Consider the following 26966-nt stretch of genomic DNA (forward strand, 5'->3'; position numbering starts at 1 on the left):
TTTTTAGTATAGATTTTCTTCTTGATGGGTGGTGATCGTAACATCCGACGTAGGATAAGCGACACAAGTTAGAACATAACCTGCTTCAATTTGATCATCATCTAAAAAAGATTGATCAGATTGATCGACGCTACCAGACTCGATTTTACCAGCACAGGTCGAACAAGCACCCGCACGACAGGAGTAGGGTAAATCGTAACCTTGTTCCTCAGCTACGTCTAGAATGTACTCATCATCAGGAACATCAATTGTATGATCTCCATCGGGAGTTTTAAGAGTTACTTTGTAAGTGGCCATGTGTTACTCCTCTTATAGTGTATCCAAGGTAAAACGGCAGTCTTATTAAAGCTTGACTGTTTTTTAAAGCTTTTTCAGTGAGCCTCATTTTTGATACTACGGGAAAAGTCTCCAGAGTTCGACTCGCATTAGTAATGAAATTCTTAAATAAACTTAAAATAAGTTTTTCTTATTATTATTGTAGTGAGAGCGATCAAAAATTTGCAAAAGTATATACTATTTATAAACTTGAAACAATAATGTTGCACTAAGTTTACTCATTATCACCAGATTTGTTGACAAAAATAATAATAAGTATTAGTTATAGTTATATAGGCAAATGATCAATCGTTTTAGGCTAATAAGTCATAATTAAACTTAATGATTGAAATAAATCAATATTAATGCAAAAAACATTGAATGAAGCAAATCGATTTTTATAAAATGGCTAAGAAAATTAGATGAATTCACCTTTAAAAGTTGGCATTGTAGGAACAGGATATGCAGCCCAAAAACGCGCTGAAGCAGTACAAGAAGATCAGCGATCGCAGCTTCGTTATTTTGTCGGAAATCGTCCCGAAAATATTGAAACATTTAGTCAAACCTACTCGATACCTGTTTTAGACTCTTGGCAACAACTCGCCACGCACCCAGAATTAGATTTAATCATTATCGCCAATATCAACCGAGATCACGCCCAAATTGCTAAAACCGCATTAGAAGCAGGGAAACACGTTATTGTCGAATATCCCCTCGCTTTTACCACCACTGAAGGACAAGAATTAATACAGTTAGCCCAACAACAAAATAAACTACTTCACGTTGAACATATCGAATTACTCGGTGGACTACATAACACCATCCGCCATTATTTACCAGAAATAGGAGAGGTATTTTTTGCCCGCTATACAACAACCGCCATCCAACGGGTTGCCCCGCGTCGTTGGACATATCATAAAGATTTGTTTGGTTTTCCTTTTATTGCAGGACTTTCTCGTATTCATCGTTTAACGAATCTGTTTGGGACGGTTGCGTCGGTTTCCTGTCAATCTCGTTATTGGGATGCTCCAGAAACAGGTTATTTTACCTCTTGTTTGTGTGATGCTCAAATTCGGTTTACGAGTGGACTAATGGCTCAAGCAACCTACGGCAAAGGTGAGGCTTTTTGGTATAGCGATCGTACTTTTGAACTGCATGGCGATCAAGGCAGTTTAATTTTTGTTGGAGAAGTGGGAAAATTGATCAGAGGTAAAGAAGAAACCCCTCTCGAAAGTGGCCCGCGTAGCGGACTCTTCAAAAAAGACACACAACTTGTTTTAGATTATTTATTTGATCAACAGCCTTTGTATGTCAAAGTAGAAGAAAGTCTTTACGCCCTCAAAGTCGCTCAAGCTGCCGAACAATCTTCCCTCACAGGGCAAACGGTTTTTCTTTAAAATGCTTCATACAACCTTACGCCACAAAAGACAAACGACTCTCGGTCTATGTCTTTAGATTTCTTAACGTGTACCTACTTCGCTTGAAAGTAGGTAGGAGAAAGTATTTCAAATTGATAAAAAAATGTAATCTCGTATACAGCACGAAATCTCTTTATTATTTTCTCCACTTAGACTATAGTAAATGTAAGCTTCGTTAATTGATCTAGGATAACTCCGATGAGTCTAAGTACATTGTCAACTGCTCCCACCTTGAATTACTCCATCACAATGATCAAAGATGAAGTCCGTCAAATGGTGGAGCAAGGCACGATTAATCGCAATCAACCCATCTACACCCTATGCCAGTACATTCCCCCTAGAGAGTGGGTTTGTGTTGAATGCGAACTCGAAAGATGTGAATATTTATTACGGGATCAAATTGGCGATTTAATTGCTGGTGAAAATTGGGATAACGACTAAAAAAAGAAAGTCACAACATATAGAACTACACGCGCTCAGAGCGATTAAATTGATCCTTAAAAAATAAACCCTTGTTTGTTAACCCTATACCCTTGTTTTGTAGAGACGTGATATATCGCGTCTCTACGCGTATGTATTGTCAAACATTAACTGCTGTTTTGGGTAAATCAAATAAAACCATCGTCATATATCGATCAGCCCACTCACTACCGAAGGCTTTTTCTAGCACCCGACGAGTTTTATCATTTTGCTGCTGCATACTACAGTAATGATATTGTCCTTCTAGATGTAAAGTTTGTTCGACTGGGGGTAAAGGTTTCGCGGCTAAAGCGTTCTTACAGTGAATGGCTAAGAAATCATCAACTCTACTGAGAAACAGATCTTCTTCTTCTGAGGTTTCGGGACGAATAAATAAACAAAACTCAGAGAAAATATCACCCCAAGTCGGTAAAGATCGAGGCTGTGAGAACTGTAGAGGTGATAAAGCAGAAAGAGACTTTTGATATGACTCTGGAAGATTTTTTTCTGGACTGGTGGGTGATAAATCAACGATCGCAGCACTAATTCCCCCACGTCCTGCTACAATATCACAACCAAACATCGGTAAGCCATATTCAGGGCGAGGAAACATCACACAATGAAGGATATCTAAGTGAGTTCCCACCTTAGCTAACTCTAAATGAAGCTTGCGAAATTGGGGCGTTTGATAGCAACGATTTTCGATCACTAGCTTTTCTTCTTCCAGTCGTCCTTCTACATAGCCTAATCCTTCTGGCAACTCATACAAGGACAAGCTTAAAGACTGCTGCCAATGCCTAAGAATAATCTCTGCTAGCTTTGCAATTAAGGGATTGAGTTTTTCATAGATAGCAGACTGGGAAAGCTCTAACATATCAAATTTATCTTACAAGTTTGCTACGCTTCATCCTCTACTATAGAAGAGAAAGGGATGCTAATTGAAGGAGTAAAAGGATGTTTGGTTTAGGTTGGCCCGAAGTCGCTATTATTGGACTGGTTGGAGTCTTGATCTTTGGCCCGAAAAAAATCCCCGAAATCGGCAAATCACTAGGAAAAACGTTACGCGGTTTCAAGGAAGAACTTAATAATCCTTCTACCGATGACGAAGAATAAATTCTGTTACGGAATGTTAAGGATTGTTAAATAGTCGATAGAAGTTGCTCAGTAAGCGATCGCATAACTCGCTCATGTTTAAAAAAGCTCGTCTAGAAAAAGTTTTTCAAAAACTTGTAAAAAAGATTATTTTATCGCTATACTAGATAAAGCGACGCGGGATAGAGCAGTCTGGTAGCTCGTCGGGCTCATAACCCGAAGGTCGGTGGTTCAAATCCGCCTCCCGCCATTATCATCAAAAAATTAGTAGAGACGTTCTTTTAAAGAGCGTCTTTCTATTTATATATAGATAAGATTTGGGTTAGTCAAACTCGACAATATCTGATGAGCCGTATTTTCCCTCTCATTACTGCTCTTACAAATAGAGTGTTAAAAACAGAATTAAAAATAAACAGTTTTTTAGGTCTAGGCTTGATTACAAAGAATCCTTAGAGACGTAATTTGTCAAAAAAATGTTGCAAAAGTTTACTGATTTAAGAATTTATGCAGTGGGAAAGACCGATCAATAACCCGCAAAAATATTAACTCAAAAACGTTAGAATTGATGCAGATTGCTAGGCAGAGGATAACGTAAATAAATGGCCGTTAAGTTGCAAAAACCGATTTTGGTAGCAGGAATCGGAGTGACTGCCCTCATGGGACTTGGAGAAACCGTTCATAGCCGATTCTTCCATCTAGGTGAATGGGGTTTACTTGGAGCGATCGCAGTAGGAGCAGGTGCTTGGTTAATGCGTCCTCAAAGTTCAATCGATTCTCTAGTGTTACCTCCTTCTTTAACAAAAGAAACAGTTGATCAAGCGATTGCAAAAACCGAAACGCTGATTAATTCTTTAACGTCTGAAGTGCCTGAAACAGAAATTATTCCATTGCGTGAAAAAATCAATCAGTTACCCGCAGAATTTAAAAGACAAAACTTACAAATTGCGATTACTGGCGCGAGAAAAGTCGGTAAAACAAGCCTTAAACAACAACTAGAAGCTCAAAAACTCGGTGATAATCTAACATTTGTCGAAACGCCTCCATTATTGACTGAAATCGAAACAGAAGAACAAAAAGCCAAAAATCTAGCATTAGCCTCAGATTTAGTCATCTTTTTGATTAATGGTGACTTAATGGACTCAGAATGGCAAATTATTAAAGAATTAACCGCAGCCCATCAAAGAATGCTGCTTTTGCTTAATAAACAAGATCAATATCAACCCGAAGAACGTGCTATTGTTATGCAACAGCTACAACAACGGGTTAAATCCTATATTCCATCTTATGAAATTATTCCAGTAGCGGCAGCACCCAAAGAAATCATCGTCCGTCAACATCAAACGGATGGAACTCTCAAAGAATGGACAGAAAAACCAAATCCAGAAATTAAAGATCTAATTGAACGTATTCAATATATCTGCCAAAAAGAACAAGATCAACTTCTGTGGGGTTCAGCATGGCGTAAAACCATGAATGTTAAACAACAAGGAAAAGCGATCTATAATCAAGTTCGCAAAGAAAAAGCATTACCTGTTGTCGAGCAATATCAATGGATTGCTGCTGCTGCTGCTTTTGCTAACCCAGTCGCTAGTTTAGATTTATTAGCAACTGCCGCGATTAATGCTCAAATGTTAGTCGATTTAGGATCAGTCTATCAACAAAAATTTTCCCTTTCCCAAGCACAAACCGCCGCCACTACTATTGGTAAACTGATGGTGCAATTAGGAATTGTTGAATTAACGAGTCACGCGGTAGGAGGTTTCCTGAAAAGTCATGCGTTAACTTATGTTGCTGGTGGTACGGTTCAAGGAATTAGCGCAGCTTATCTGACTCGGTTAGCGGGTTTAAGTTTAATTGAATATTTCTCTGAACAAGAAGTTGTATTAGATCCCGAAGCTAATCTAAATGTGAAAAATCTAGAACAAAAACTCAAACAAGTTTTTGATGATAATCAGAGAATGGCATTTTTACAAGGTTTTGTTCAACAGGCAATTTCTCGATTGTCTTTGGATAAGACTGCTACAACTGTTAGTTAACTTGAAAGAGGTGGGAATAACCCACCTTTTTCGTTAGTGAAGAATAATCTTTAAACATTACTTCCCATACGAGTTTCATCGACGAATGCTTCAGTCGAATTATCGATCGCACGTCCTTGTCTTCCTGCTGGTGTATGGATAAACAGAGTATTTCGATCCACTTTTTCTTCGGGTTTAGGAGGTAGATAGATCTCGTATGTTACGGGTTTTTCGTGATCAGCTAACAGTAATTTAGGATCATACACACTGTTAAACTTCCACAGCATTTTGACAAAGTTAGTTTGACCTTTTAGTAAATGACGTGCTGCAATTTTAGCCGTTGCTTTGAGTGCTTTCATCCCTAAATGTTTTTTGTTTAAAACCTGTTGCGTTTTAACCAGTTCTTCATAAAATTCATTGAGTGGTAATTTAGTCGGTAAAACTGCGTGCTGGATATCAAATAGACGATAATCACGGGTTGTCAGTTGACGAGATTCGGTACGCCAAATTTCCGTACCAGGATAGGGAGTATTGACGCTGATATTGACAATTTCAGGAATTTCTAAACACCATTGGCGAATGGTTTCAAAACGTTCTTTATCCCAATCTGGATCGGCAATAATATTAATGGCGACTGTAATGCCAAGCGATCTAGCACATTCAAGGGCTTCAAAATTTTTAGATAGGGTGACTCGTTTACGGAATTTTTTTAATCCTTCTTCGTCAATTGCTTCCACACCAAGGAACATATATTTAAGTCCAAGGGTTTTCCAGAAACGAAAAACATCGGTATTTCTGAGTAAGACATCGCCCCGTGTTTCTAAATAATAATTCTTTTTGATGCCTTTACGCGCGATCGCTTCGCCAATTTCAAAACCGTGTTTAGCTTGCACAAAGGCGACATCATCGACAATAAAGATACCTGGTTCTTTGATCTGTTCGAGTTCTGCAACGATCGATTCAGTTGATTTTACTCGGTAACTACGTCCGTAGAATGTCCAAGCACTACAGAAAACACAATCCCAAGGACAACCTCGACTAAACTCGATAGATGCACAAGGATCTAAAACCCCGATGAAATATCTACGACGATGACGCAATAAATTACGATTTGCTGTAATGTCATCAAGATTTTCGACAAAAATCGGTGGTGGGCCTTGTCCGTCTAGAGTGACCACCCCAGGGACTTGTAAAATCGCTCTGTGTCCTTGTTTAATGGCGTTTAGAAGCGGGGCGATCATTGCCTCACCCTCCCCCTTTAGGACACAAGCGATCGCGCCTCCTGCTTGTTCTAGGAATTCGTGAGCGATAAAAGATGCACTATGACCCCCGACAAAGATAAAGCTATTGGGTAATTTTTCCTTGGTTGCTTTGGCTAAATCAATAATTTCAGGAACATTCGCCAAATAATTACAGGAAAAGCCAATTACATCAGGTTTCCATCGATTGATCATGCGGAAGTAATCTTGATGGGTTTCCGCTTGCAGGTCAATCATTTTAACCTCATGTCCTGCTTGTTCTGCTGCGGTAGCCACTAACTCTAATCCTAGTGGTTCCAAGCGTAGGAAAACCTTAGTATACATCAAAGGGCCAGGATGAACAGCTAAAAATTTCATGCAATCTTCTCCTCTCGTATGCCATCAATCTAGCCCATTTCTGTAAACGAGGAACGATTATTACAGAGTTTTTTCATTTCTGTCTCTTTTATAGAAATACTGTGCAGGAGTTAGGATCAGTTCTCCTGCCGATACTGTTAGATTAAGCTCAATTCTCTAAATTTCTACTCAAGATCATAGCTTATGAGCGCGAATGTGCTGCACCTTCTGCCCCCTCAGAAGCGGGAGTGCTAGACTGATTCGACTGAGTGGCATTTTCAGGAGGTGTTTGATTAGCAGACGAAAGATGATAATAGCCCCATTTCCAGTCATTAATTTCGGGCAGATCTTCGCCGTGTGCAATGATGTACTGCTTATGCTCGGTTAGCTTATTACGAATAATCTGCTTAACATATGCACCGATCTTTTTAAGTTGAGGTACGCGATCAATGACATCCTGTGCTAGATGGAAACGATCTAAATCATTTACAACAACCATATCAAATGGCGTAGTGGTTGTTCCCTCTTCCTTGTAACCTCGAACGTGAATATTAGCGTGATTAGTGCGGCGATAGGTGAGCCGATGGATCAGCCAGGGGTAGCCGTGAAACGCAAAGACGATCGGTTTGTCTTGAGTAAAAATTGAGTCAAAGTCTTTGTCTGATAAGCCGTGCGGATGCTCGGTTTGCGGCTGAAGTGTCATCAAATCGACGACATTGACGACACGGATTTTGAGTTGTGGAAAATGATGTCGTAAGAAATCAACCGCCGCTAGAGTTTCTAAAGTTGGAACATCACCCGCACAAGCCATGACTACATCAGGTTCTCCACCTTGATCATTACTAGCCCACTCCCAAATCCCCAAACCAGTTGTACAGTGTTTGATTGCTTCATCCATGCCAAGCCACTGTAATTCGGGTTGTTTGCCCGCTACTATCACATTAATGTACTGACGACTGCGGAGGCAATGATCAGCAACTGAAAGCAGTGTGTTTGCATCAGGTGGCAGATAAACCCGTACTACTTTGGCTTTTTTATTGGTCACGACATCCAAAAAGCCTGGATCTTGATGACTAAACCCATTGTGATCCTGTCGCCAAACATGGGATGTCAATAAGTAATTAAGTGAGGCGATTTCTCTACGCCAAGGAATATCAAGACAGCTTTCTAACCACTTCGCGTGTTGATTGAACATCGAATCTACAATATGAATAAATGCCTCATAGCAGGAGAAAAAGCCATGACGACCTGTGAGCAAATAACCCTCTAGCCAGCCTTGACACATATGCTCACTAAGGACTTCCATCACTCGACCATCGGGCGCAATATGGTCATCTGTCTCTAGAATTTCTGCCGTAGATACTCGATTAGTCACTTCTAAAACTGCACCGAGACGATTGGAATTATTTTCATCTGGACTCATTACCCGAAAGTTACGGCTCTCCAAGTTCAGCTTCATCACATCTCGAAGAAATTGACCTAGAATTCGGGTTGATTCGGCCATTTCGATACCTGGATCGGTCACGGTAACGGCATAGTCTCGGAAAGAAGGCATTTTCAAAGCTTTTAGCAACAAACCACCATTAGCGTGTGGGTTTGCCCCCATCCGTCGTTCGCCTTTGGGTGCTAGTGCCGCTAATTCGGAGACGAGTCGCCCCGATTCATCAAATAATTCTTCGGGTTTATAGCTTTTCATCCAGATTTCGAGTAACTTGACATGATCTGGATTACTCGCCATTTCTGCTAGGGGGACTTGATGCGATCGCCAATAGTCCTCTGTCTTTTTGCCGTCTACCTCTTTTGGCCCTGTCCACCCTTTGGGCGAGCGTAAGATAATCATTGGCATCTGCGGACGCTTCTGATAACCATGAACTCGTGCTTCCCTTTGAATACTTTTAATTTCTGCGATGACGGTATCGAGAGTAGCAGCCATCAATTGGTGCATCGCTTCTGGTTCGGAACCTTCAACAAAGTAGGGTTTGTAGCCATACCCGACAAACAAGCTTTCTAATTCCTTTTGAGATAAACGAGCTAGTACTGTAGGGTTAGCAATCTTATAGCCGTTTAGATGCAGAATGGGTAAGACAGCCCCATCATGAACTGGATTGAGAAATTTATTAGAATGCCAACTGGTCGCTAATGGCCCTGTTTCAGCTTCTCCATCACCCACTACACAAGCAGCTATTAAATCGGGGTTGTCAAATACTGCTCCATAGGCATGGACGAGGGCATATCCTAATTCACCCCCTTCATGGATCGAGCCTGGCGTTTCAGGAGCCGCATGACTGGGAATGCCACCTGGAAAGGAAAATTGTCTAAACAGATTTTTCATCCCTTCTAAGTCTTGAGAAATATCTGAGTAGAATTGACTATAAGTTCCTTCTAAATAAGTGTTAGCCACCATTCCAGGGCCTCCATGTCCTGGCCCCGCAATGTAGATCATGTTTAAGTCTTGAGACCGAATGACTCGATTAAGATGCGCGTAGATAAAATTTAAACCAGGCGTTGTCCCCCAATGTCCGAGTAACCTCGGTTTGATGTGTTCGAGTGTTAGAGGTTCCCGCAATAGGGGATTATCAAGTAGATAAATTTGTCCAACCGATAGATAATTGGCAGCACGCCAATAAGCGTCAATTTTCCAAAGTTCATCTGCGTTAAGAGTTGACTGTTGCGTTGAAGTGGCTATTGTCATAAAAATCTATCTCGCTAAGAGTAATTGCACTCGTTAATGTCTAGAGTGAAAAAGTTAATTATTTCCTGTGCGATATATCTATTGCATTTTGTCCCTCACTATACTAAATGTCAGGATGTACTTCCTCAGCCTTAAGGGAGATGAGCAGTTAAGGATTAGTAGCCAAACCTGATTGATTTTTATATTTGAATATCCAATTTTTTAGATGATCACAAAAATAAAATCAGCTATTCACATAAGAAAATAGCTGACTTGTCAAGTTTTATTTAGATAAATTTACAAACTAGAAAGAACGGCTTTCGCGGCGGCGATCGTCCGATCAACATCCTCATCTGTATGGGCTAGTGAAGTAAATCCCGCTTCATACTGAGAGGGAGCCAGATAAACGCCGTGTTCGAGCATTCCACGATGGAAACGTCCAAATTTAGCGGTATCAGATGTTTTAGCATCTTCATAGCTATGTACAGATTTTCCAGTAAAGAACATCCCAAACATTCCGCTAATTTGTCCACCGTAAACCTCGTGACCTAAATCTTTAGCAACTTGTAATAAACCATTCGTGAGACGCTTAGTAATACGGTCTAATTGTTCGTAGGTTCCAGGACGTTGTAATAACTCCAGCGTTTTAATTCCTGCTGTCATCGCTAAAGGATTTCCCGATAAAGTACCTGCTTGATACATTGGCCCCGCAGGTGCGACGAGTGACATAATATCTTTACGTCCACCATAGGCCCCAACAGGTAAACCACCACCAATGACTTTACCGAGAGTGGTTAAATCTGGAGTAATGCCGAATTTTTCTTGTGCGCCACCATAGGCAATACGAAATCCCGTCATTACTTCATCAAATACCAGTAATGCGCCGTTTTCTTGAGTTATTTCGCGTAATCCTTCCAAAAATCCAGCTTCAGGAGGAATAAAACCCGCATTTCCAACAACAGGCTCAAGAATGACACCAGCGATCGCGTCTGGATTTTCAGCAAAAAGGGCTTTAACGGCTTCTAAATCATTGTAGGGTGCAGTTAAAGTGTTATTGGTGGTAGATTTCGGCACCCCAGGGGAGTCGGGTAAGCCGAGGGTAGCGACTCCAGATCCTGCTTTAACCAAGAACATATCAGCATGACCATGATAGCAGCCTTCAAACTTGATGATTTTGTCTCGACCTGTAAACGCCCGCATTAGACGTAAAACAGACATACAAGCTTCGGTTCCAGAGTTGACAAAACGCACCATCTCGATACTTGGAACCGCATCAATCACCATTTCTGCTAAGATATTTTCTTGAACACAGGGTGCGCCGAAACTGGTACCCTTATCTAAAGCTTCATGCAGGGCGGAAATTACATCAGGATGGGCATGACCACAAATAGCAGGCCCCCAAGTGCCAACATAATCAATATACTGATTTCCATCTACATCCCAAATATAAGCCCCTTTAACGCGATCAAAAACGATCGGTTCTCCCCCAACTGATTTAAAAGCACGAACAGGAGAACTAACGCCCCCTGGCATTAATTGTTGTGCGGCTGCAAAAACTTCTTTTGATTTGGCGGTATTAAACGATGTTGTACTAACCAATAGAATCTCCTTTTAAATTGAGTGTGTGAGTTTGCGCTTCTTAAGATGGATTTGATCTGTACTTATCTAATTATCCTACGAATCTTGAGGCAGACAACAAGACTTAAACCCACAGACTTTATTAGTTATCACCCAAATGAGGACGCTGATTCAAGCCCTTGGTAATGCTTTGTAATATGTTAATCTTGATCCCCTGAATAGACATTAGTGCAGTAGGATAGGTTTGGAAGTAAAGACATATCAATAGTAAATTTAGAAAGTATGACCGTTAAACCGAGTTGGCTCAGAGTTAAAGCCCCCCAATGGGAAAGAGTGGGAAGTGTTAAAGAGATTTTACGAGATCTTGGCTTAAATACGGTTTGCGAAGAGGCTTCTTGTCCAAATATTGGGGAATGTTTCTCTGCTCTTACAGCAACGTTTTTAATTATGGGGCCTGCTTGTACTCGTGCTTGTCCTTATTGTGATATTGATTTTGAAAAAAAACCAAAGGCTTTAGATCCAACTGAACCTTTACGTCTTGCTGAAGCGGTAAAACGTCTTAATTTAAACCATGTAGTCATTACTTCAGTCAACCGAGATGATTTACCTGATGGTGGGGCTAATCAATTTGTGCAATGTATCACTGAAGTTCGTCAAATTTCTCCTAAAACAACTATAGAGGTTCTAATTCCTGATTTAGAAAGCAACTGGGACGCTTTAGCAATCATTTTAGAAGCAAAGCCCGAAGTTTTGAACCATAATACAGAAACCATCCCTAGATTATACCGCCGTGTCCGTCCTCAAGGTGATTATCAGCGATCGCTAGAATTATTACACCGTACTCGTACAATTGCGCCTTGGGTTTATACAAAGTCGGGTATTATGGTGGGTTTAGGCGAAACCGACGAAGAAGTCCGTCAAGTGATGGATGATTTACGAGCAGTTGATTGTGATATTCTCACCATTGGACAATACTTACAACCGTCACAAAAGCATTTAGGGGTACAAGACTTTATTACGCCCGAACAATTCGCCTCTTGGCAAGCATACGGAGAAGAAATCGGCTTTTTGCAGGTGGTTTCGTCTCCTCTGACTCGTAGTTCCTATCATGCTGAACAAGTTCAAGAATTGATGAAACGTTATCCACGTTTAAGAGTTGATTAATTTTTGTAACAAACAACCCATCTTTACGGAATTTTTACCTAAAAATTGTAGTCACTCACTGTGAACGAAGCTCATTAAGACGATTGCTGGTCTTCCCAATAAATCAGTGACGCTAATTACAGCCATCAAAAATTTTTTTTCATAAAAAAACTTTTTCGACCTGTAGTATTTAGTGAACATCTTGGGAAAGCTAATATTAAGCGTCGCTTAAAAGCCTATTTGTCCCCGCAGTCGCCATAGAGAGTGTGCTATGTCACTAAAATCCTACCTGTATGATCAAAATTCATTTGCTCCTTTCCCTAATGAAACTGAAATCGATGATTCTTTTTCTGAAACATCGATCAATTTAGAAACTGAGCATATAGCAATGGTTGGAGAAACACAACCGCGTCGTAGTATGACGACTGATCTCGTTAGATTGTATCTACAAGATATTGGGCGTGTTCCTCTCCTCAAAAAAGACGAAGAAGTTCAAAAAGCGCAACAGGTACAGCGTCATCTTGATCTAGTCGAACTACGCTCCTCTGTATCTAATGCAACTAATCCTGTTTTACACAAATATAATCATCTGGTCGAAGTTCATGATCAATTATCCTCTCAATTAGGTCATCGTCCTTCTTGGGAACGTTGGGCGAGTACAGTCGGTTTAACTAGCTTTGAATTAAAGACGGCTGTTAGTGAGGGTAAAAAATGTTGGGCGCAACTCGCAGAACTTGAGATTTCCGAGTTAGATGAGATCATTGCTTTGGGTATACGGGCAAAGGAACAGATGATCAAAGCGAATTTACGCTTAGTGGTGTCGGTAGCTAAAAAATATCAAAATCGCGGTTTAGAACTACTTGATCTGATACAAGAAGGAACGTTAGGTTTAGAGCGAGCAGTTGAGAAATTTGATCCGACAAAAGGTTACCGTTTTAGTACATATGCTTATTGGTGGATTCGTCAAGGCATTACCAGGGCGATCGCTACCCAAAGCCGTATTATTCGTATCCCCGTTCATATTACCGAAAAACTCAACAAAATCAAAAAGGCACAGCGCAAAATCTCTCAAGCAAAGGGACGTACCGCAACAATGGAAGAAGTAGCTAAAGAATTGGAGATGACCCCCCCTCAAGTTAGAGAAATTTTGATGAGGGTTCCTCGTTCTGTCTCTTTAGAAGTTAAAGTAGGAAAAGAAAAAGATACAGAATTAGTTGAGCTTTTGGAAACTGAAGAGATTTCACCAGAAGAAACATTAGTTCAAGAAGCCCTACAAAAAGATTTAAAGAATTTATTATCTGATTTGACCACACGCGAACAAGAAGTAATTCAATTGCGTTATGGCTTTAAAGATGGTAAATCTTATTCTTTAGCCGATATCGGTCGTGTTTTAGAATTATCACGCGAACGAGTTCGTCAAATTGAAACCAAAGCCTTACAAAAACTACGTCAACCTCGCCGCAGAAATTTGGTGAGAGACTATTTTGAAGCTTTGTGTTAAACAATAAAAGTAAATTTGTATTAATCTTAACAGTTTGGTTATCCATCAATAACCAAGCTGTTTTTTGCTCACAAATTGATGGATAATCCTGATTCACTCATGGCTTTTAATAAACTATCTTTAACCTCCATATTAAAGCTTTAAAAATAAATATCTAAATATCATCCCATCCCGATACACCAGAAGACATCACATAACTCGTGACAGTTGCTTCAAAGAAATTCGCTTTGGTATGCGCTTCTTTTTTAGTATCAGAAAAACGCTCTAAATGACTATAAGGACTCTTATTATATTTGTCGTCTTGGTAAATAGGTTTAAGTCCGATCGCTTTAAGTCGGATATTAGCTAAATACTTCGTATACTGTTCTGTACTGGTTTCTGTAATTCCTAAAATATTATTACCAACAATATGATTTGTCCAATGACATTCATACTTTACCGCAGTATCAAACATTTCGTAAATCATATCTGATGAATGCGGAAATATCTGCATCGCTTCAGGAAGCAATTTTTGATAGAGTCTCACATGACTAAGTTCATCTCGATTAATCATTTTAAAAATGTCGGCACTTCCAGGCATCAACATACGTGAAGCTAGATTATAATAATAAATAAAGCCATTGTAAAAATATAATCCCTCTAGTAAATAATCAGCCAAAAGTGAAACAAAATAATTTTCTGCTGTCGGATGATCGATATATTTTTGATAGAGTTTTGCGATAAATTCACAGCGTTCTCTTAATATTTGATCAGTTCGCCAAAAGTCATAAACATCATTTCTTCTTTCGGCTGGAATAATTGTTTCAATCAGATATTGATAACTTTGATTGTGCATTCCTTCTTGTGATACTTGTTCTGCCATACATAGACTAACTTCGGGTGCAGTCACACTACTTTTAATGTGTGGTATGTTACAAGTCTGAACAGAATCTAAGAATGTTAAATACGAAAGAATACCATCATAAGCATATCTTTCATCATCGGTTAAATTCCAATAATCTGTAACATCTTGGGTAACATCTAAGCGGTGCGGAATCCAAAAGTTCTCTCTCATTTGTTGATATAAACCAACAGCCCAAGAGTAGCGCACATCATTAAGCTGCATGAGGTTTGTTGTATTACCAAACCAAATTGAACGATTTTCGGTGCGATCGTCACCACTTGGATTAAAGATAGGATTAATCGGCATTGTATCCGACAATTTAGTGTTAATAAATACCATTTTTTTTGACTGTATAATCATTATTAGTTTGATTATACTAACAATTTTTATTCAAGAAATCAATCTTTTTATTCTGGCAAATACTCCAAATTTAAGACTTCTTCTAAAGTAAAAGGTAATTCAATTGGAAATGTATTAATCGGTAAATCAGTTTCAATTGATGCTTTTCGTCTAGCTTTTTGGTAACATTCTAAAAAAACTTCTCTAATAAAAGGCTTTAAACTTGGACTTTCTTTCAAATCTTCTTCTATTCTGTCTCTATGTTCGTCTAAAGTTAATCGCCAAGTATTAGAGCGTCTTTCTGATTGATATTTATATTTTAGCAAATGCCAAAGAACAATTGTTAAGTTACTTTTAAGTAATTTTTTCTTGCTATTTGCAATGTCTGTGATTTCATCAATTAAATTTTCGAGATCTAATTCAGAAAATTGATGGTTTTGTAAAAGTTAAATTGTCTTTTCCATCCATAGGTAGTAATCTTGTTCATATAAACTAGAATTAAGATTCATATTTCACCACCAGACACTGTATAGTGACATTCTATCAACGCCAGCAAAAAAAATAATAAAAGTTCAATGCGAGATTATACTTACATTACACTTTCAATTTGCACAAGAGGAGCAAGTATTATCAGATTCTTTAAAGTTATCTTTTTGTACGGTTCTGATGTAATAAATCGCTTTACATCCTTCTTGCCATGCCATAATTAATAATTCAAAGATATCTTTGGCTGTTATTTCTCTATCGGGTTCATTGGGAAAATAAATCCCTTGGTTTAAATTAAATAGTAATTCCATTGAAATCCCAGTATCAATCCATTGCTGCATGATTGAAACTGCTTTAATCACTTTCTTTTGATCTAAGGATTTATTTTCAGGATAGAACCAAAAATAATCTTTAATAAATGGGGGAGCGATCGGGACTGTCCCTTTAGCCCATTTATCATAGAAGAAACGGCTATACACGGGAAGAATACTAGCGGTACATCCTTGGACTAAAGAGGATGAGGTATTCGGTGCGATCGCAGTAATATGAGAGTTACGGATGCCGTATGTTTGAATATCTTCGGAAAGTTTCACCCATCTTTCGGGTTGAGAAGCATTCAGGGTAAACCACTCTACATTTTTTGAGCCAATTAATTTACCTTTTGCCCACTCACTTTCAGGAAATGCTTGATATGCACCCCTTTCTTTACTGAGTTCCATTGAGCTTTGAGTACACCAATAGCCAATTTCTTCAAAGAGATAATTAATATTAGTTAAATGCTCATAATTTAATTTTCGTTTTGCTAACCAGTCTGCTAACCCCATACAACCTACGCCAATGGTTCGATAGCGATCGTTATGATTTTTGGCTTCAATTAAGGGAGGTTGGGTAATATCAATTGTATTATCTAAAATTCGCACTGAAATTCGACAAGCTTGCTCTAATTCTGAGGAGGATTCTAGATTTGCTAAATTTAAACTGACTAAATTACAACAGTGAGCCAATTGTCCTGGCGTAACATTAGAAAACGATTCGACACATAAATTAACTCCAGGAATGTACCCTTCATGCTTATTCGGATTAGCTCGGTTAATAGTATCTTTAAACGCTAGATAGGGCATTCCCGTTTCGATCTGACTTCGCATGATCGTTTTAAACAGTTCTCTAGCATTAATTTTTTTATAAAGCGTAATTTCTGTACCGATTTTCGCTTCAATTTGTTGATAAACCGTCTCAAACTGTTCGCCCCAAAGTTCGGCTAGTTCTATTCCTAATTTAGTTTTGATTTCATAGGGATCAACTAATGTCCATTCCTCTTTATTAATCACACGACGCATAAATTCGTCACAGATTACCAATTGTGGGAAAATGTCATAGGCTTTACGGCGTTGATCTCCGTTTTCGGTTTGCATTTCTAAGAAATCGGGTACATCTAAATGCCAGATGTCTAAACTAATAGTAACTGCACCTGCGCGTCTTCCACCCTGATTAACTGCGATCGCGGTATCATTGAGTAACTTGATCCAAGGCACAACCCCACCAGATGCGTTAGGTTTGCCCATGACATGACTTCCTGTAGCGCGAATACGACTAACATTGACTCCAACACCACCACCATTTTTAGATATTCTTGCTGTGTTAGTAATTTCCGCGAAAATACTTTCTAAATTGTCGTCCATTGACACAATAAAACAGCTAGTCAAAGAACCGTTCGGAACTCTTAAGTTTGCTAAGATTGGCGTAGCGAGAGAAACTTTACGAGATGCGATCGCTTGATAAAATTGTTTTGCCCACATTAAACGATTTTCGCTTTTTTCTGGACTGGCTAGGAGTAAGGAACAAGTTAAGATCGCTTCTTGAGGCAATTCATCACTTAGTAGATAGCGACTGGTTAATAATACTGCTCCTGCGTAATCATAATCTATATCCCAGTCTGGATTAATCCAAGAACTCGCTTCTTTGAGTTCTTCTTCTGAATAGGCTAAGATCCTATCATCATAATGCCCTGCATTTACTTTAGTCCGAACCGTTTTTTCATAATTTCCGTACTGATATCCGCGAGATACGAGTGTATCTTTCCATAAACTCCAAATGTGAAGTCTTCCAGCTACATAACGCCAGTCTGGTTCTTCGGGACTACACATTTCTAACGCGCAGTTAATTAAATTATCTTGTATTTCTCTTGTCGTGATGCCATGCCGTAGACGAGTCGTCAAACCCGCTTCTAAAGCAATTGAATTGACATCTAGGTTACAACAAGCCCAGTCTACAACTGCTCTAATTTTACTGATATCCAAAACCGTCGATGATCCATCGCGCCGTACTACTTGAATTGGCTTTTCTACTGATGTATTTTGTCCAGAAGTAGTACGAGATGTTGAATCAACTCTGCTGCTATTGATAGCGGTTTGAGTCAGTAAAACTTGTTGCATAGATTAGACTAAAAAAACGATGTTTTTTGTGGGTATTAATGTACTACTTTCTTTAAGCAAAGTCAATAGTGCTTTTTAGTTATACCACACATATGGTGTTAGTGATAAGTCTATTACTCTAGATGTAGATCTTAATCATTAATTATTTTTTAATGTAAATGGTAGTGTTCAATACAGCATCATTTTTTGATAATCTAAAATCACTCAATAGACCAACAAAAATAATCGATTAGCGAGTCAAACAAAATATTAGGCTTTTTGAGCGCAATTCTTTTTAGTTTTATTAAATATTTTAGTTAAAAAAATCTTGCTTAAAAAAACGATAGAAACAATTAAAGGACAATCTATTAAAATAATAAAATTGTCCTAAGTCGTCAATTAATATTGATTAGTATTAAGCTTGAAGTAAGAAATCGGTGGCTGTTAATGTCAATCCATTGGTTAAATCGGCAAATTGACTTCCCGTCCCAAATCCTGCACCTAAACCATTTTGGTTGTAGAACAAGCTTCCTGTCGATTGAATATAGGTAATTAGAGCAGAACTTGTCTGCGCTAGAGCAAAACTAGCAACTGAAGTAAAACTTAAACTACCCAAACTGGTAAAAGTTGTTTTATCCAAAACAAGCTTATCGAAACCCCGAACGAAATCAGTAATGATATCTATACCGATCGTTCCTGCATTAAAGATAGCACCTGTATCGAAGACAAAACGATCATTTCCAGAACCCCCAGTCAGACTATCTGTATTAAGACCACCAACGAGGATATCATTTCCACCGACACCATTGAGGGTATCTAAACCCGCTCCGCCATAGAGCGAATCATTCCCATTTCCAGCGAGTAGATAATCATTCCCTGCACCCCCATCAAGGAATTCGTTAGCTGTATCGTAAGCTGATACAGTACCGCTATCCAAATAATCATTTCCATCACCGCCATAGAGTAAGTCGGCACCAAAACCACCGTAGATCGTATCGTTGCCGCCACTACCGAGTAGATAGTCGTTTTCCGTACCACCATCAAGATAATCGTTACCATTATAGCCATTGAGGGTATCTAAACCTGCTCCACCATAGAGCGAATCATTCCCATTTCCAGCGAGTAGATAATCATTCCCTGCACCCCCATCAAGGAATTCGTTAGCTGTATCGTAAGCTGATACAGTACCGCTATCTAGATTGTCATTTCCAGATCCGCCATAAAGAGCGTCGGCACCAAACCCTCCATAAATCGTGTCGTTGCCGCCATTTCCCGATAAAGAGTTGTTGTAGCTGTTACCTGTTATCGAGTCACCATAACTACCCCCTACTGCATTCTCAATGATACACCGCCCCCCCTGGGAATTAGCGATCGTATATCCTCCCGAAATACCATTGACTCGATTAATATAACCACCTGCATTCGGATCGTTATTAGCGATCGAAGCATTGTTTAGATTAATCGTTACGGAATTAGTGGCGAATTGTCCCGAAATTGTATCGCTCCCTCCTGCATCCCAAATGCAAGTCCAATAAGTTCCTACGCCATTCGTCGTCGGTAGATAGTAAGTATTATTTCCTGTATTGTAGGTCGTATTAACCCCATAAAGGTATTGAATAGTAGCGATATCGAAGGCCATCGGGCCACCGATATATCCCCAGTTTGTATCATACCCAGGTGAGTATGAACTATTGATGTCAATATAAGACATGACAGTCCAAACATATTGATTCAGTCCATAATTACCTGTATCTGTGAAAGGACTTCCATCGACTCCTGGAAAAATCGTCGAACGCCCTCCATTATCATGAGGATGGGCTAAACCCAAAGCGTGGCCGATTTCATGAACATAAGTAAGATAATCATAGCTACCAACGAGCAATTCTGAGGTGGGGTTGGTTGAGTAAGCTTGATAATTGATCATCACATCTCCCTGGACATAGGGAAGGTCAATTTCTCCTGGTGGCATTGCTAGGCCTAGACTACCACCGATCGTTGCTGCGGTGACACTATGAAACGTTATCTCAGCAGCGTGATCGTTATTTCCTGTAAATTCTAAGCGAAAGTTAGCCACATTTGCCCAAGATTGTATGGCATTATGAAAAGCTGTTTCTTCGGCTGGATAAAGGTTAGTATCCCACGTTTGATCATTGATAAACGAATAGGTTAACCGCCGACTGTCATTTTCAACACGCCAACGACTTCCCCAAAGCAAACCATTGATATACGTCAAACCTGTAGAAGAAACATTTGTAACTGCTCCGACGAAAGTAGACATTTTTCTAATTCTCCTAGAATGATGAAAATAATTGCTTCAAAATATCCCGATTGTTCAATTTCGAGAGCCTTATTTGTTTACATGGATAAGAGATTAGGGAACAACAAAATGTTTTGACAATAGGTCGGTTAATACCTAAAATACGATTTTGCTTAGGATCACTATTTTTAGTATCTTTATAGTATCGCTATTTATAAAATAACTCGCTTTTTACATTTTGGTTCAGTTTTTACTTAGTCTTAAAGTCACATAAAGTGGTGACTTGTCTATTTCAAAACATGACTGTATTTCTTCCAACGTATTTTCAATAATTTTTTTAAAGCTTAATTGTAAATAATTTTATATATAAGATGAAGTATCAATTTATTTTTGTTAAATTTTATTAATATTGATTATGAATTTATAAAATAATATAAATATTTATATTTATTGTTGATTAAAGGAAAAAATTAACTAGATTGCTAGAATTGCTTAGGTGTTTTCTAAAAAGAAAGTAATAATAGATAAAAATAAGAAAGCTTTCATAAGAGTTCCGACAAGTTGCTCATCTTGGCAACCGTTATTTACTGAGGCTTCTTAGAGTACTGAAATTTTCCTGCCGAGCCAAGTAAGCTACTGTTATCGAGAAGATAAGACCATTTTTCTAGAGTAGTTATAGCTCATCCTACTCCCCTCTCTACTTGTAAAAAAGGGGTTGGAGGTGAGGCCAATTAACCATCTCTAGCACGATTGAAAGCAAATTGGTAGCTCGACAAGGGAAAAAAACAGATTGCTACTCCGTCCTGAGATACAAAGACGAAAGAGAGTCTGACAGATTAAGTCAAAAAGGGTTTTCTGAGGAAAATGTTAAAAAGTATTACGAAATTACAGCGAATGTGAACAGAATATCTGAAAATGATTGGGTCAGCCTGCTGTGGAACTAGATCTAAACAGTGACGGTAAATCATAAAAATTAAGATTTGTCAAGCTTTTTAGATAAAATATGTTAAAAGTTAATATTAACGAGACAGCCACAGTAGCCGATTTTGGTATAAGATATCAGCTTAAGTTTTTAAGTTCTCATTTACACAGGAGGAATCCATCAATGAGTATCGTCACGAAGTCTATCGTGAATGCAGACGCAGAAGCCCGCTATCTCAGCCCCGGTGAGCTAGATAGAATCAAAGCTTTTGTTACAGGTGGTGCAGCCCGTCTTCGGATTGCTGAAACCTTAACGGGTGCGCGTGAAACCATTGTTAAACAAGCAGGCGATCGTCTTTTCCAAAAACGTCCTGATGTTGTTTCTCCCGGTGGAAATGCTTACGGCGAAGAAATGACCGCTACCTGCCTACGTGACATGGACTACTACCTACGTCTAATCACTTACGGAGTAGTTTCTGGTGATGTCACCCCCATCGAAGAAATTGGCCTAGTCGGTGTACGCGAAATGTACAAATCTCTAGGAACCGACATCGGTGCCGTTGCTCAGAGCGTTCGTGAAATGAAAGATGTCGCTTTAGGATTAATTGCTGCTGACGATGCCTCAGAAGCTTCTTCTTACTTCGACTATGTGATCGGCGCAATGCAGTAATTCACTGTCAAAGACCTTCACTTTTGTTCGTAACGATTTTCACCCCTGACAAAAAAAGGAATCATAACCATGCAAGACGCAATCACTTCTGTCATCAACTCTGCTGACGTTCAAGGTAAATACCTTGATGGTTCCGCTATTGACAAACTCAAAAATTACTTCTCTTCTGGTGCATTACGTGTTCGTGCTGCAAGTGTAATCAGTGCTAATGCTGCTGGTATCGTTAAAGAAGCTGTTGCTAAATCTCTGTTGTACTCTGATGTTACCCGTCCAGGTGGCAATATGTACACCACCCGTCGTTATGCTGCTTGCATCCGCGACTTAGACTACTACCTCCGTTATGCTACCTATGCAATGTTAGCTGGCGATCCTTCCATTCTTGACGAGCGCGTTCTTAACGGCTTAAAAGAAACCTACAACTCATTAGGAGTTCCCGTTTCTTCGACTGTTCAAGCGATCCAAGCAATGAAAGAAGTTACCGCTAGTCTGACTGGTGCTGATGCTGGAAAAGAAATGGGTGTATACTTCGACTACATTTGCTCTGGCTTAAGCTAGACTTCCTGCTCAAGACCCCGTTATAAGGAGTCCATTAAGGTTCGGGAAGTCAAGAGTGAGTGCTAGCTGGTTAAAGGCTGAGTTTATCGGTTTTGACGATCTAGTATTGGCTCCTGACTCCCGACCTTTGTCGTATAAGATTAAGATAGACTCTCACTACAAGACTTTAGGAAGAATCAGGAGAACTTATACCAATGCGGATGTTCAAAATTACTGCGTGTGTTCCTAGCCAAACTCGCATTCGGACTCAACGCGAATTACAAAATACCTATTTCACCAAGCTTGTTCCTTATGACAACTGGTTCCAAGAACAACAACGCATCATGAAAATGGGCGGTAAAATTGTTAAAGTTCAGTTAGCTACTGGCAAACCTGGTGCAAACACTGGATTACTATAATTTTAGGTTTGATACGAAGCAAGGGGAGGTCTTTTGACCTCTTTTTGTTGTTTCGATTTTTCAGTTCTAGGAAGTATGTAATACCAATTAGCTACCCCTACGGTGATCTGTTGTTTTAATAAATAGAAATTATATCAAAAATTAACCCACCTCTTAATTTTTAAAAGGTGGGCTTATATTGTTAAGGTGCAACCTAAATTTGAGGTCATCCCATAGTTTTAGAAAACTCGCCCTTCAGCAAATCCAAACTCGATGTAATGACGGGTTGCTCCTACTAAATCCTGACCATAGACCGCTTGCAAATCTGGATTATCGTTTAGATAGGAAAGAGGATTAAAAATAGCACGCTCTCGTCCTTCAGATGCGCCAATCGTAATATAATGTTCAGCACCAGCAGCTAGATTATAGCCATATGCTGTAATTAAATCCCCATAAGAAGCAATATAAATATCGGAAGAAAATCGATCATCTGTTCTTCCTTCTTCATATCCTTCAGTGAGATAATGCTGTATTCCTGCATTGAGATTGTAGCCGAATGGATTAATTAAATCATCGTATCCTGCAATATATTCTGCTGGATTGAATAAGTTGGGATTTCGAGCTTGAGCAAAACCAATATTGAGATAATGCTGGGTTGCTGCTGCGCCATCTGTCCCAAATGCTTCAGTTAAATCTCCATAAGAGGCAATATAACGTAATTCATCAAAACTATCCAATGATCGGTTTTCACTATAGCCTATTTGTATATAGTGGATTAAAGCCGCATTAGGATTATTACCAACAACTTGCAGGATATCAGTATTAGAAGCCAGATATTGTGCTGGACTAAAAGTGTTGGTTGGCCGCCCTGCTGAGTAACCAGATGCAATATATTGCTGAGTTACGGCGGCTGTATTTAAACCGAATACAGGGATTAAATCAGGATTTGACGCTAGATAGAGCAGTTCATTAAAAGAATCCATGGCTCGGTTTTCATCATATCCATTAGCAATGTAATGATTCGTTCCCCCTGCAAGATTATAGCCAAACTGGGTAATAAGATCTCCATAACTGGCAATATATTGGTCGGCTTGAAATAATAGAGGATTCCGATTTTGAGCAAAACCAATATTGAGATAATGTTGAGTGGCTGCTGCCCCATCTGCGCCAAATTGTTCGACTAGGCTACCGTAAGAGGCAATATAGCGCAATTCATCAAAACTATCGGCAGAACGTCCTTGATTGAAGCCAGAGGCTATATAATGAACCAGAGCCGTATTGGGATCATTCCCGAAAAGTGTTAACAAATCGGTATTAGAAGCCAAATATTGTGCTGGACTAAAAGTATTGGTTGGCCGTTGCTCTGAGTAGCCAGATTCAATATATTGCTGAGTTGCTGCCGTGGGATTCAAACCAAACTCGGAAATTAAATCAGAATTTGACGCTAGATAGAGCAGTTCATTAAAAGAATCTGTTGCTCGGTTTTCATCATATCCAAGTACAATGTAATGATTCGTTCCCCCTGCAAGATTATAGCCAAACTGGGTAATGATATCTCCATGACTGGCAATATATTGGTCTGGTTTGAATAATAGGGGATCTCGACCTTCTAGAAAGCCAAACGTTAGATAATGAGATGTGGCAGCCCTGCCATCTGTTCTAAATGTCTCAATTAAGTCTCCATAAGAAGCGACATAGTTCAATTCATCGAATCGATCTGGAACTCGTCCCTCATTATAGCCCGTTTGCAAATAATGAAGTAAGGCGGGATCGGGATTATTGCCCAAAACACTGAGCAAATCAGTATAAGAGGCCAAATATTGTTGACTATCAAAGGTATTTAAAGGTCGATTTTCAAATCGTCCGCGTTCGATATATTGTTGGGTGGCCAAGGCTGGATTAAAGCCAAATGCACCAATGAGATCAGGATTTGACGCTTGATAAAGTAATTCATTAAACGTATCCACCTGACGCAATTCAAACCGTCCAGTACTAATGAAATGGTTGGTTAAAGCGTCTAAGTTATAGCCATAAATATCCGCTAAGTCTAAATTAGAGGCACCATATTGAGCAGGATCAAAAGTAGTAGTAATCGGCAGTTGAAAAGTATCTTGTGCCGTTATACCCGCAGCATCCGTGACGGTTACTAAAATGGAATAGGTTAACCCCAATTGATCTGCCGTTGGTGTACCCGAAAAGGTGGCGGTCACAGGATCAAAACTGAGCCATGAAGGTAACGCAGAGCCATCTGCTAAAGTAGCAGTATAGGTCAGCACTTCATTGGGAGTCACCAACAAATCAATATCTGAAAAGGTAGTAACGGGAATCGTATAAGTTAGGGGATAATTAACGCTCCACAGTTGATCGGGTAGAGGATTGGCTAAGGTCGGCGCGTCATTGATATTAGCTGTGGATAAGCTAAAGTTAGTTGATGCTTGTAATCCTGTTGAGTCGGTGGCACTTACAATAATGGGTAACACACCAATATTATCATTGCTCGGCGTACCATTAAAAGTTCGGCTGACAGGGTTGAAGATTAACCATGACGGTAAGGGTTCTCCTGTAGTCAAACTAGCACTGTAAGTGAAGGTTTCATCAAGATCGAAATCAGTGAAGGTATTTTCAGCAACCGTAAATGTAAAATTTTGTCCTTGGGTGGCATTTTGATCGGGAATCGGATTTGCTACTGAAGGCGGATAAGCCACATCTTGCACCGTTAGAACAAAAGTATCAGTAGTAGTTGCCCCAGAGGTATCTCTTGCTATAATCTGAATGGCGATCGCACCAACATTGGTATTGTTGGGTGTTCCCGACAGAGTAAGAGTTGTTGCGTCAAAGCTTAACCAACTGGGTAATGCTGCACCTCCTTCTAACTGTGCGCTATAGGTAATACTATCCCCCAAATCAATATCGGTAAAGGTGGTGTTAGGAATTTGGTAACTAAATGCCGCATCTTCTATAGCAATCTGATCAGAAATGGGAGTGACTATAACAGGAGCGTCATTAACATTGAGAACCGTTAAGCTAAAACTATTTGAGGCAGATAATCCAGTTGTATCAGTGACAGTAACTACAATCTGCAGCCGAGCCACATCGCTGTTGCCTGGCGTACCAGTAAAAGTCTGGGTAGCAGGATCGAAGTTTAACCACGCTGGTAGAGGTTCACCTCGAATTAGAGCAGCACTATAGGTTAGGATATCACCCTCATCAGGATCTCTAAAAGTATTTGCAGGTATGGTAAAGTTGAGTGCTTCTCCTTGAGAAATTTGTTGAGTTGGGATGGGATTAAGTACATTAGGTACGTCGGGCCCATCATCGATAATTAATCGGAAGACATCATCGGCCATCCCGCCGCTTGGATCAGTAGCGACTAATTTAATATCGAGAGTGTCTTCTGAATCTAATGGTGCTACACCACTAAAAGACAGATTAGAACTATTAAAACTGAGCCAACTGGGTAAGGGTTCATTATTGGACAAGGTGGCTACATAGGTAATTACATCGCCCACGTCGGGATCGATAAACGTATCCCCAGGCAATGAAAACGTAAAGAATTGACTCTGTACAACAGTTTGATCCGATATAGGAATGTTTAAAGCAGGTAACTGATTATCTTCATCCATAGTGGTTATCTAAGATTAGTGTTCTGATTAAGTTCGGTTAATGGTTAATAAGAGAAGATTTTAACACTAATATGAAATATGAGTGTTTAGACTTATCTAAAAAGAGGAGTTAAGCATTAATCAAAAATTAATTTATGCAGTTATAGTGTTTCTTTTAAAGGGTGATGAGTAGCGAAATCATTTGGATTGGCAAGCTTCTGGAGATTTTAGTTACTCAAAGATGATAGAAAGATGATGAAAAAAATTGGAGATTCTCAATACAAGAGATAGCAATTTACCCCCTGAATGTTATGACATAAAAACCGAGTTTACAACAACGAGTTTGTAAAATGACATTTATTCAAGGAGATAGAAGCAATGACGATTAAAAAAGAACTTATTGACCAATTGCTTGCTGATTGCATTAATTCTGCCAAAATCATGCGAGAAACAAGATTGCTTAAACAACTGACTATGTAACTTGAGTTTTGCTTAGGGATAAAGCAAAGAAATTGACTTCGATGACGCTTTCATATAACATCGTCGGTAAGATAATTTGACGCGCAAAGATATTCGGACGATTTTGATAACCAATTCTCAGGGCATCTTTAAAGCCTTTGGTGATTAATAATACAGTACGGTCTCCTTTTCGTTCTAATAAAGCATTCGTCGCTACTG

18 protein-coding genes, 1 tRNA gene and 2 pseudogenes are annotated in these 26966 nt (G+C 39.3%); 10 read left to right on the top strand and 11 right to left on the bottom strand.

Features of this window, described 5'->3' with window-relative positions:
- Positions 1-3: 3 nt before the first annotated feature.
- Positions 4-297: a ferredoxin gene (locus tag CFPU101_RS09405; protein ID WP_206815099.1), complete on the bottom strand. Its 294-nt coding sequence runs from the start codon at positions 295-297 to the stop codon at positions 4-6.
- A 440-nt stretch (positions 298-737) separates the two neighbouring features.
- On the opposite strand from CFPU101_RS09405, the gene CFPU101_RS09410 reads away from it, so the two are divergent.
- Together CFPU101_RS09410 and CFPU101_RS09415 are read left to right on the top strand one after the other, a co-directional pair.
- Entirely contained in the window at positions 738-1712 is a 975-nt protein-coding gene (locus tag CFPU101_RS09410) for a Gfo/Idh/MocA family protein (RefSeq protein WP_206815100.1), read from the top strand.
- A 219-nt stretch (positions 1713-1931) separates the two neighbouring features.
- Positions 1932-2174 carry a DUF4327 family protein gene (locus CFPU101_RS09415; RefSeq protein ID WP_206815101.1) on the top strand — a complete coding sequence of 81 codons (243 nt, stop codon included), beginning with the start codon at positions 1932-1934 and terminating at the stop codon, positions 2172-2174.
- Positions 2175-2313: 139 nt separating this feature from the next.
- Here CFPU101_RS09415 and CFPU101_RS09420 read toward each other — a convergent pair whose 3' ends face one another.
- Complete coding sequence (locus CFPU101_RS09420; RefSeq protein ID WP_206815102.1) at positions 2314-3066, bottom strand: phycocyanobilin:ferredoxin oxidoreductase; 753 nt, start codon at positions 3064-3066, stop codon at positions 2314-2316.
- An 80-nt stretch (positions 3067-3146) separates the two neighbouring features.
- On the opposite strand from CFPU101_RS09420, the gene tatA reads away from it, so the two are divergent.
- The 3 genes from tatA to CFPU101_RS09435 all read left to right on the top strand — a co-directional run bounded on the left by tatA (position 3147) and on the right by CFPU101_RS09435 (position 5320).
- On the top strand, positions 3147-3305 hold the full coding sequence (gene tatA, locus CFPU101_RS09425; RefSeq protein WP_206815103.1) for a twin-arginine translocase TatA/TatE family subunit: 159 nt from the start codon (positions 3147-3149) through the stop codon (positions 3303-3305).
- Between the two features lie 155 nt (positions 3306-3460).
- A tRNA-Met gene (locus CFPU101_RS09430) sits at positions 3461-3534 on the top strand.
- 349 nt (positions 3535-3883) lie between these two features.
- On the top strand, positions 3884-5320 hold the full coding sequence (locus CFPU101_RS09435) for a DUF697 domain-containing protein (protein ID WP_206815104.1): 1437 nt from the start codon (positions 3884-3886) through the stop codon (positions 5318-5320).
- 50 nt (positions 5321-5370) lie between these two features.
- Here the strand turns inward: CFPU101_RS09435 and hpnR are convergent, their stop codons facing one another.
- The 3 genes from hpnR to hemL form a co-directional block, all read right to left on the bottom strand.
- Positions 5371-6915 carry a hopanoid C-3 methylase HpnR gene (gene hpnR, locus CFPU101_RS09440; protein WP_206815105.1) on the bottom strand — a complete coding sequence of 515 codons (1545 nt, stop codon included), beginning with the start codon at positions 6913-6915 and terminating at the stop codon, positions 5371-5373.
- Positions 6916-7096: 181 nt separating this feature from the next.
- A complete protein-coding gene (locus CFPU101_RS09445; RefSeq protein WP_206815106.1) occupies positions 7097-9586 on the bottom strand; it encodes a phosphoketolase in 2490 nt (829 codons plus the stop codon).
- A gap of 276 nt (positions 9587-9862) precedes the next feature.
- Positions 9863-11164, bottom strand: a complete 1302-nt coding sequence (hemL, locus tag CFPU101_RS09450; protein ID WP_206815107.1) for a glutamate-1-semialdehyde 2,1-aminomutase — start codon at positions 11162-11164, stop codon at positions 9863-9865.
- A gap of 261 nt (positions 11165-11425) precedes the next feature.
- On the opposite strand from hemL, the gene lipA reads away from it, so the two are divergent.
- Both lipA and sigC read left to right on the top strand, forming a co-directional pair.
- Complete coding sequence (gene lipA / locus CFPU101_RS09455; protein WP_206815108.1) at positions 11426-12307, top strand: lipoyl synthase; 882 nt, start codon at positions 11426-11428, stop codon at positions 12305-12307.
- Between the two features lie 250 nt (positions 12308-12557).
- Positions 12558-13787, top strand: a complete 1230-nt coding sequence (gene sigC / locus CFPU101_RS09460) for an RNA polymerase sigma factor SigC (RefSeq protein WP_206815109.1) — start codon at positions 12558-12560, stop codon at positions 13785-13787.
- 154 nt (positions 13788-13941) lie between these two features.
- Here sigC and CFPU101_RS09465 read toward each other — a convergent pair whose 3' ends face one another.
- From CFPU101_RS09465 to CFPU101_RS09480, 4 genes and pseudogenes are all read right to left on the bottom strand, one after another.
- Positions 13942-15009, bottom strand: coding sequence for a ribonucleotide-diphosphate reductase subunit beta (locus tag CFPU101_RS09465; RefSeq protein ID WP_242577847.1), 1068 nt, complete (start codon positions 15007-15009; stop codon positions 13942-13944).
- A 68-nt stretch (positions 15010-15077) separates the two neighbouring features.
- A pseudogene (locus tag CFPU101_RS09470) lies at positions 15078-15518 on the bottom strand (DUF29 domain-containing protein).
- 93 nt (positions 15519-15611) lie between these two features.
- Entirely contained in the window at positions 15612-17927 is a 2316-nt protein-coding gene (locus CFPU101_RS09475; RefSeq protein ID WP_206815110.1) for a ribonucleoside-diphosphate reductase subunit alpha, read from the bottom strand.
- A 394-nt stretch (positions 17928-18321) separates the two neighbouring features.
- Positions 18322-20184: a M10 family metallopeptidase C-terminal domain-containing protein gene (locus CFPU101_RS09480; protein WP_206815111.1), complete on the bottom strand. Its 1863-nt coding sequence runs from the start codon at positions 20182-20184 to the stop codon at positions 18322-18324.
- Positions 20185-21268: 1084 nt separating this feature from the next.
- Here CFPU101_RS09480 and CFPU101_RS09485 point away from each other — a divergent pair.
- The 3 genes from CFPU101_RS09485 to CFPU101_RS09495 all read left to right on the top strand — a co-directional run bounded on the left by CFPU101_RS09485 (position 21269) and on the right by CFPU101_RS09495 (position 22707).
- Complete coding sequence (locus CFPU101_RS09485) at positions 21269-21754, top strand: allophycocyanin (protein ID WP_206815112.1); 486 nt, start codon at positions 21269-21271, stop codon at positions 21752-21754.
- A gap of 69 nt (positions 21755-21823) precedes the next feature.
- A complete protein-coding gene (gene apcB / locus CFPU101_RS09490) occupies positions 21824-22309 on the top strand; it encodes an allophycocyanin subunit beta (protein WP_206815113.1) in 486 nt (161 codons plus the stop codon).
- Between the two features lie 194 nt (positions 22310-22503).
- Positions 22504-22707, top strand: a complete 204-nt coding sequence (locus tag CFPU101_RS09495) for a phycobilisome linker polypeptide (RefSeq protein WP_206815114.1) — start codon at positions 22504-22506, stop codon at positions 22705-22707.
- A gap of 218 nt (positions 22708-22925) precedes the next feature.
- On the opposite strand, the gene CFPU101_RS09500 is transcribed toward CFPU101_RS09495, so the two are convergent.
- Positions 22926-26309 carry a putative Ig domain-containing protein gene (locus CFPU101_RS09500; protein WP_206815115.1) on the bottom strand — a complete coding sequence of 1128 codons (3384 nt, stop codon included), beginning with the start codon at positions 26307-26309 and terminating at the stop codon, positions 22926-22928.
- Positions 26310-26802: 493 nt separating this feature from the next.
- A pseudogene (locus CFPU101_RS09505) lies at positions 26803-26966 on the bottom strand (hydantoinase/oxoprolinase N-terminal domain-containing protein); the annotation flags it as partial.

Origin of the sequence: Chroococcus sp. FPU101 (assembly GCF_017312365.1) — a bacterium.
Lineage (GTDB): Bacteria > Cyanobacteriota > Cyanobacteriia > Cyanobacteriales > Microcystaceae > Chroococcus.

What these genes read in the sequence shown, in the direction of transcription:
- CFPU101_RS09495 (WP_206815114.1), top strand. Translation starts at nt 22,504, where the DNA reads ATGCGGATGTTCAAAATTACTGCGTGTGTTCCTAGCCAAACTCGCATT.
- CFPU101_RS09500 (WP_206815115.1), bottom strand. Translation starts at nt 26,309, where the DNA reads ATGGATGAAGATAATCAGTTACCTGCTTTAAACATTCCTATATCGGAT.
- apcB (WP_206815113.1), top strand. Translation starts at nt 21,824, where the DNA reads ATGCAAGACGCAATCACTTCTGTCATCAACTCTGCTGACGTTCAAGGT.
- CFPU101_RS09485 (WP_206815112.1), top strand. Translation starts at nt 21,269, where the DNA reads ATGAGTATCGTCACGAAGTCTATCGTGAATGCAGACGCAGAAGCCCGC.
- CFPU101_RS09465 (WP_242577847.1), bottom strand. Translation starts at nt 15,009, where the DNA reads ATGGTATTTATTAACACTAAATTGTCGGATACAATGCCGATTAATCCT.
- CFPU101_RS09415 (WP_206815101.1), top strand. Translation starts at nt 1,932, where the DNA reads ATGAGTCTAAGTACATTGTCAACTGCTCCCACCTTGAATTACTCCATC.
- CFPU101_RS09445 (WP_206815106.1), bottom strand. Translation starts at nt 9,586, where the DNA reads ATGACAATAGCCACTTCAACGCAACAGTCAACTCTTAACGCAGATGAA.
- CFPU101_RS09405 (WP_206815099.1), bottom strand. Translation starts at nt 297, where the DNA reads ATGGCCACTTACAAAGTAACTCTTAAAACTCCCGATGGAGATCATACA.
- CFPU101_RS09410 (WP_206815100.1), top strand. Translation starts at nt 738, where the DNA reads ATGAATTCACCTTTAAAAGTTGGCATTGTAGGAACAGGATATGCAGCC.
- CFPU101_RS09435 (WP_206815104.1), top strand. Translation starts at nt 3,884, where the DNA reads ATGGCCGTTAAGTTGCAAAAACCGATTTTGGTAGCAGGAATCGGAGTG.
- sigC (WP_206815109.1), top strand. Translation starts at nt 12,558, where the DNA reads ATGTCACTAAAATCCTACCTGTATGATCAAAATTCATTTGCTCCTTTC.
- CFPU101_RS09480 (WP_206815111.1), bottom strand. Translation starts at nt 20,184, where the DNA reads ATGTCTACTTTCGTCGGAGCAGTTACAAATGTTTCTTCTACAGGTTTG.
- hpnR (WP_206815105.1), bottom strand. Translation starts at nt 6,915, where the DNA reads ATGAAATTTTTAGCTGTTCATCCTGGCCCTTTGATGTATACTAAGGTT.
- CFPU101_RS09475 (WP_206815110.1), bottom strand. Translation starts at nt 17,927, where the DNA reads ATGCAACAAGTTTTACTGACTCAAACCGCTATCAATAGCAGCAGAGTT.
- lipA (WP_206815108.1), top strand. Translation starts at nt 11,426, where the DNA reads ATGACCGTTAAACCGAGTTGGCTCAGAGTTAAAGCCCCCCAATGGGAA.
- CFPU101_RS09420 (WP_206815102.1), bottom strand. Translation starts at nt 3,066, where the DNA reads ATGTTAGAGCTTTCCCAGTCTGCTATCTATGAAAAACTCAATCCCTTA.
- tatA (WP_206815103.1), top strand. Translation starts at nt 3,147, where the DNA reads ATGTTTGGTTTAGGTTGGCCCGAAGTCGCTATTATTGGACTGGTTGGA.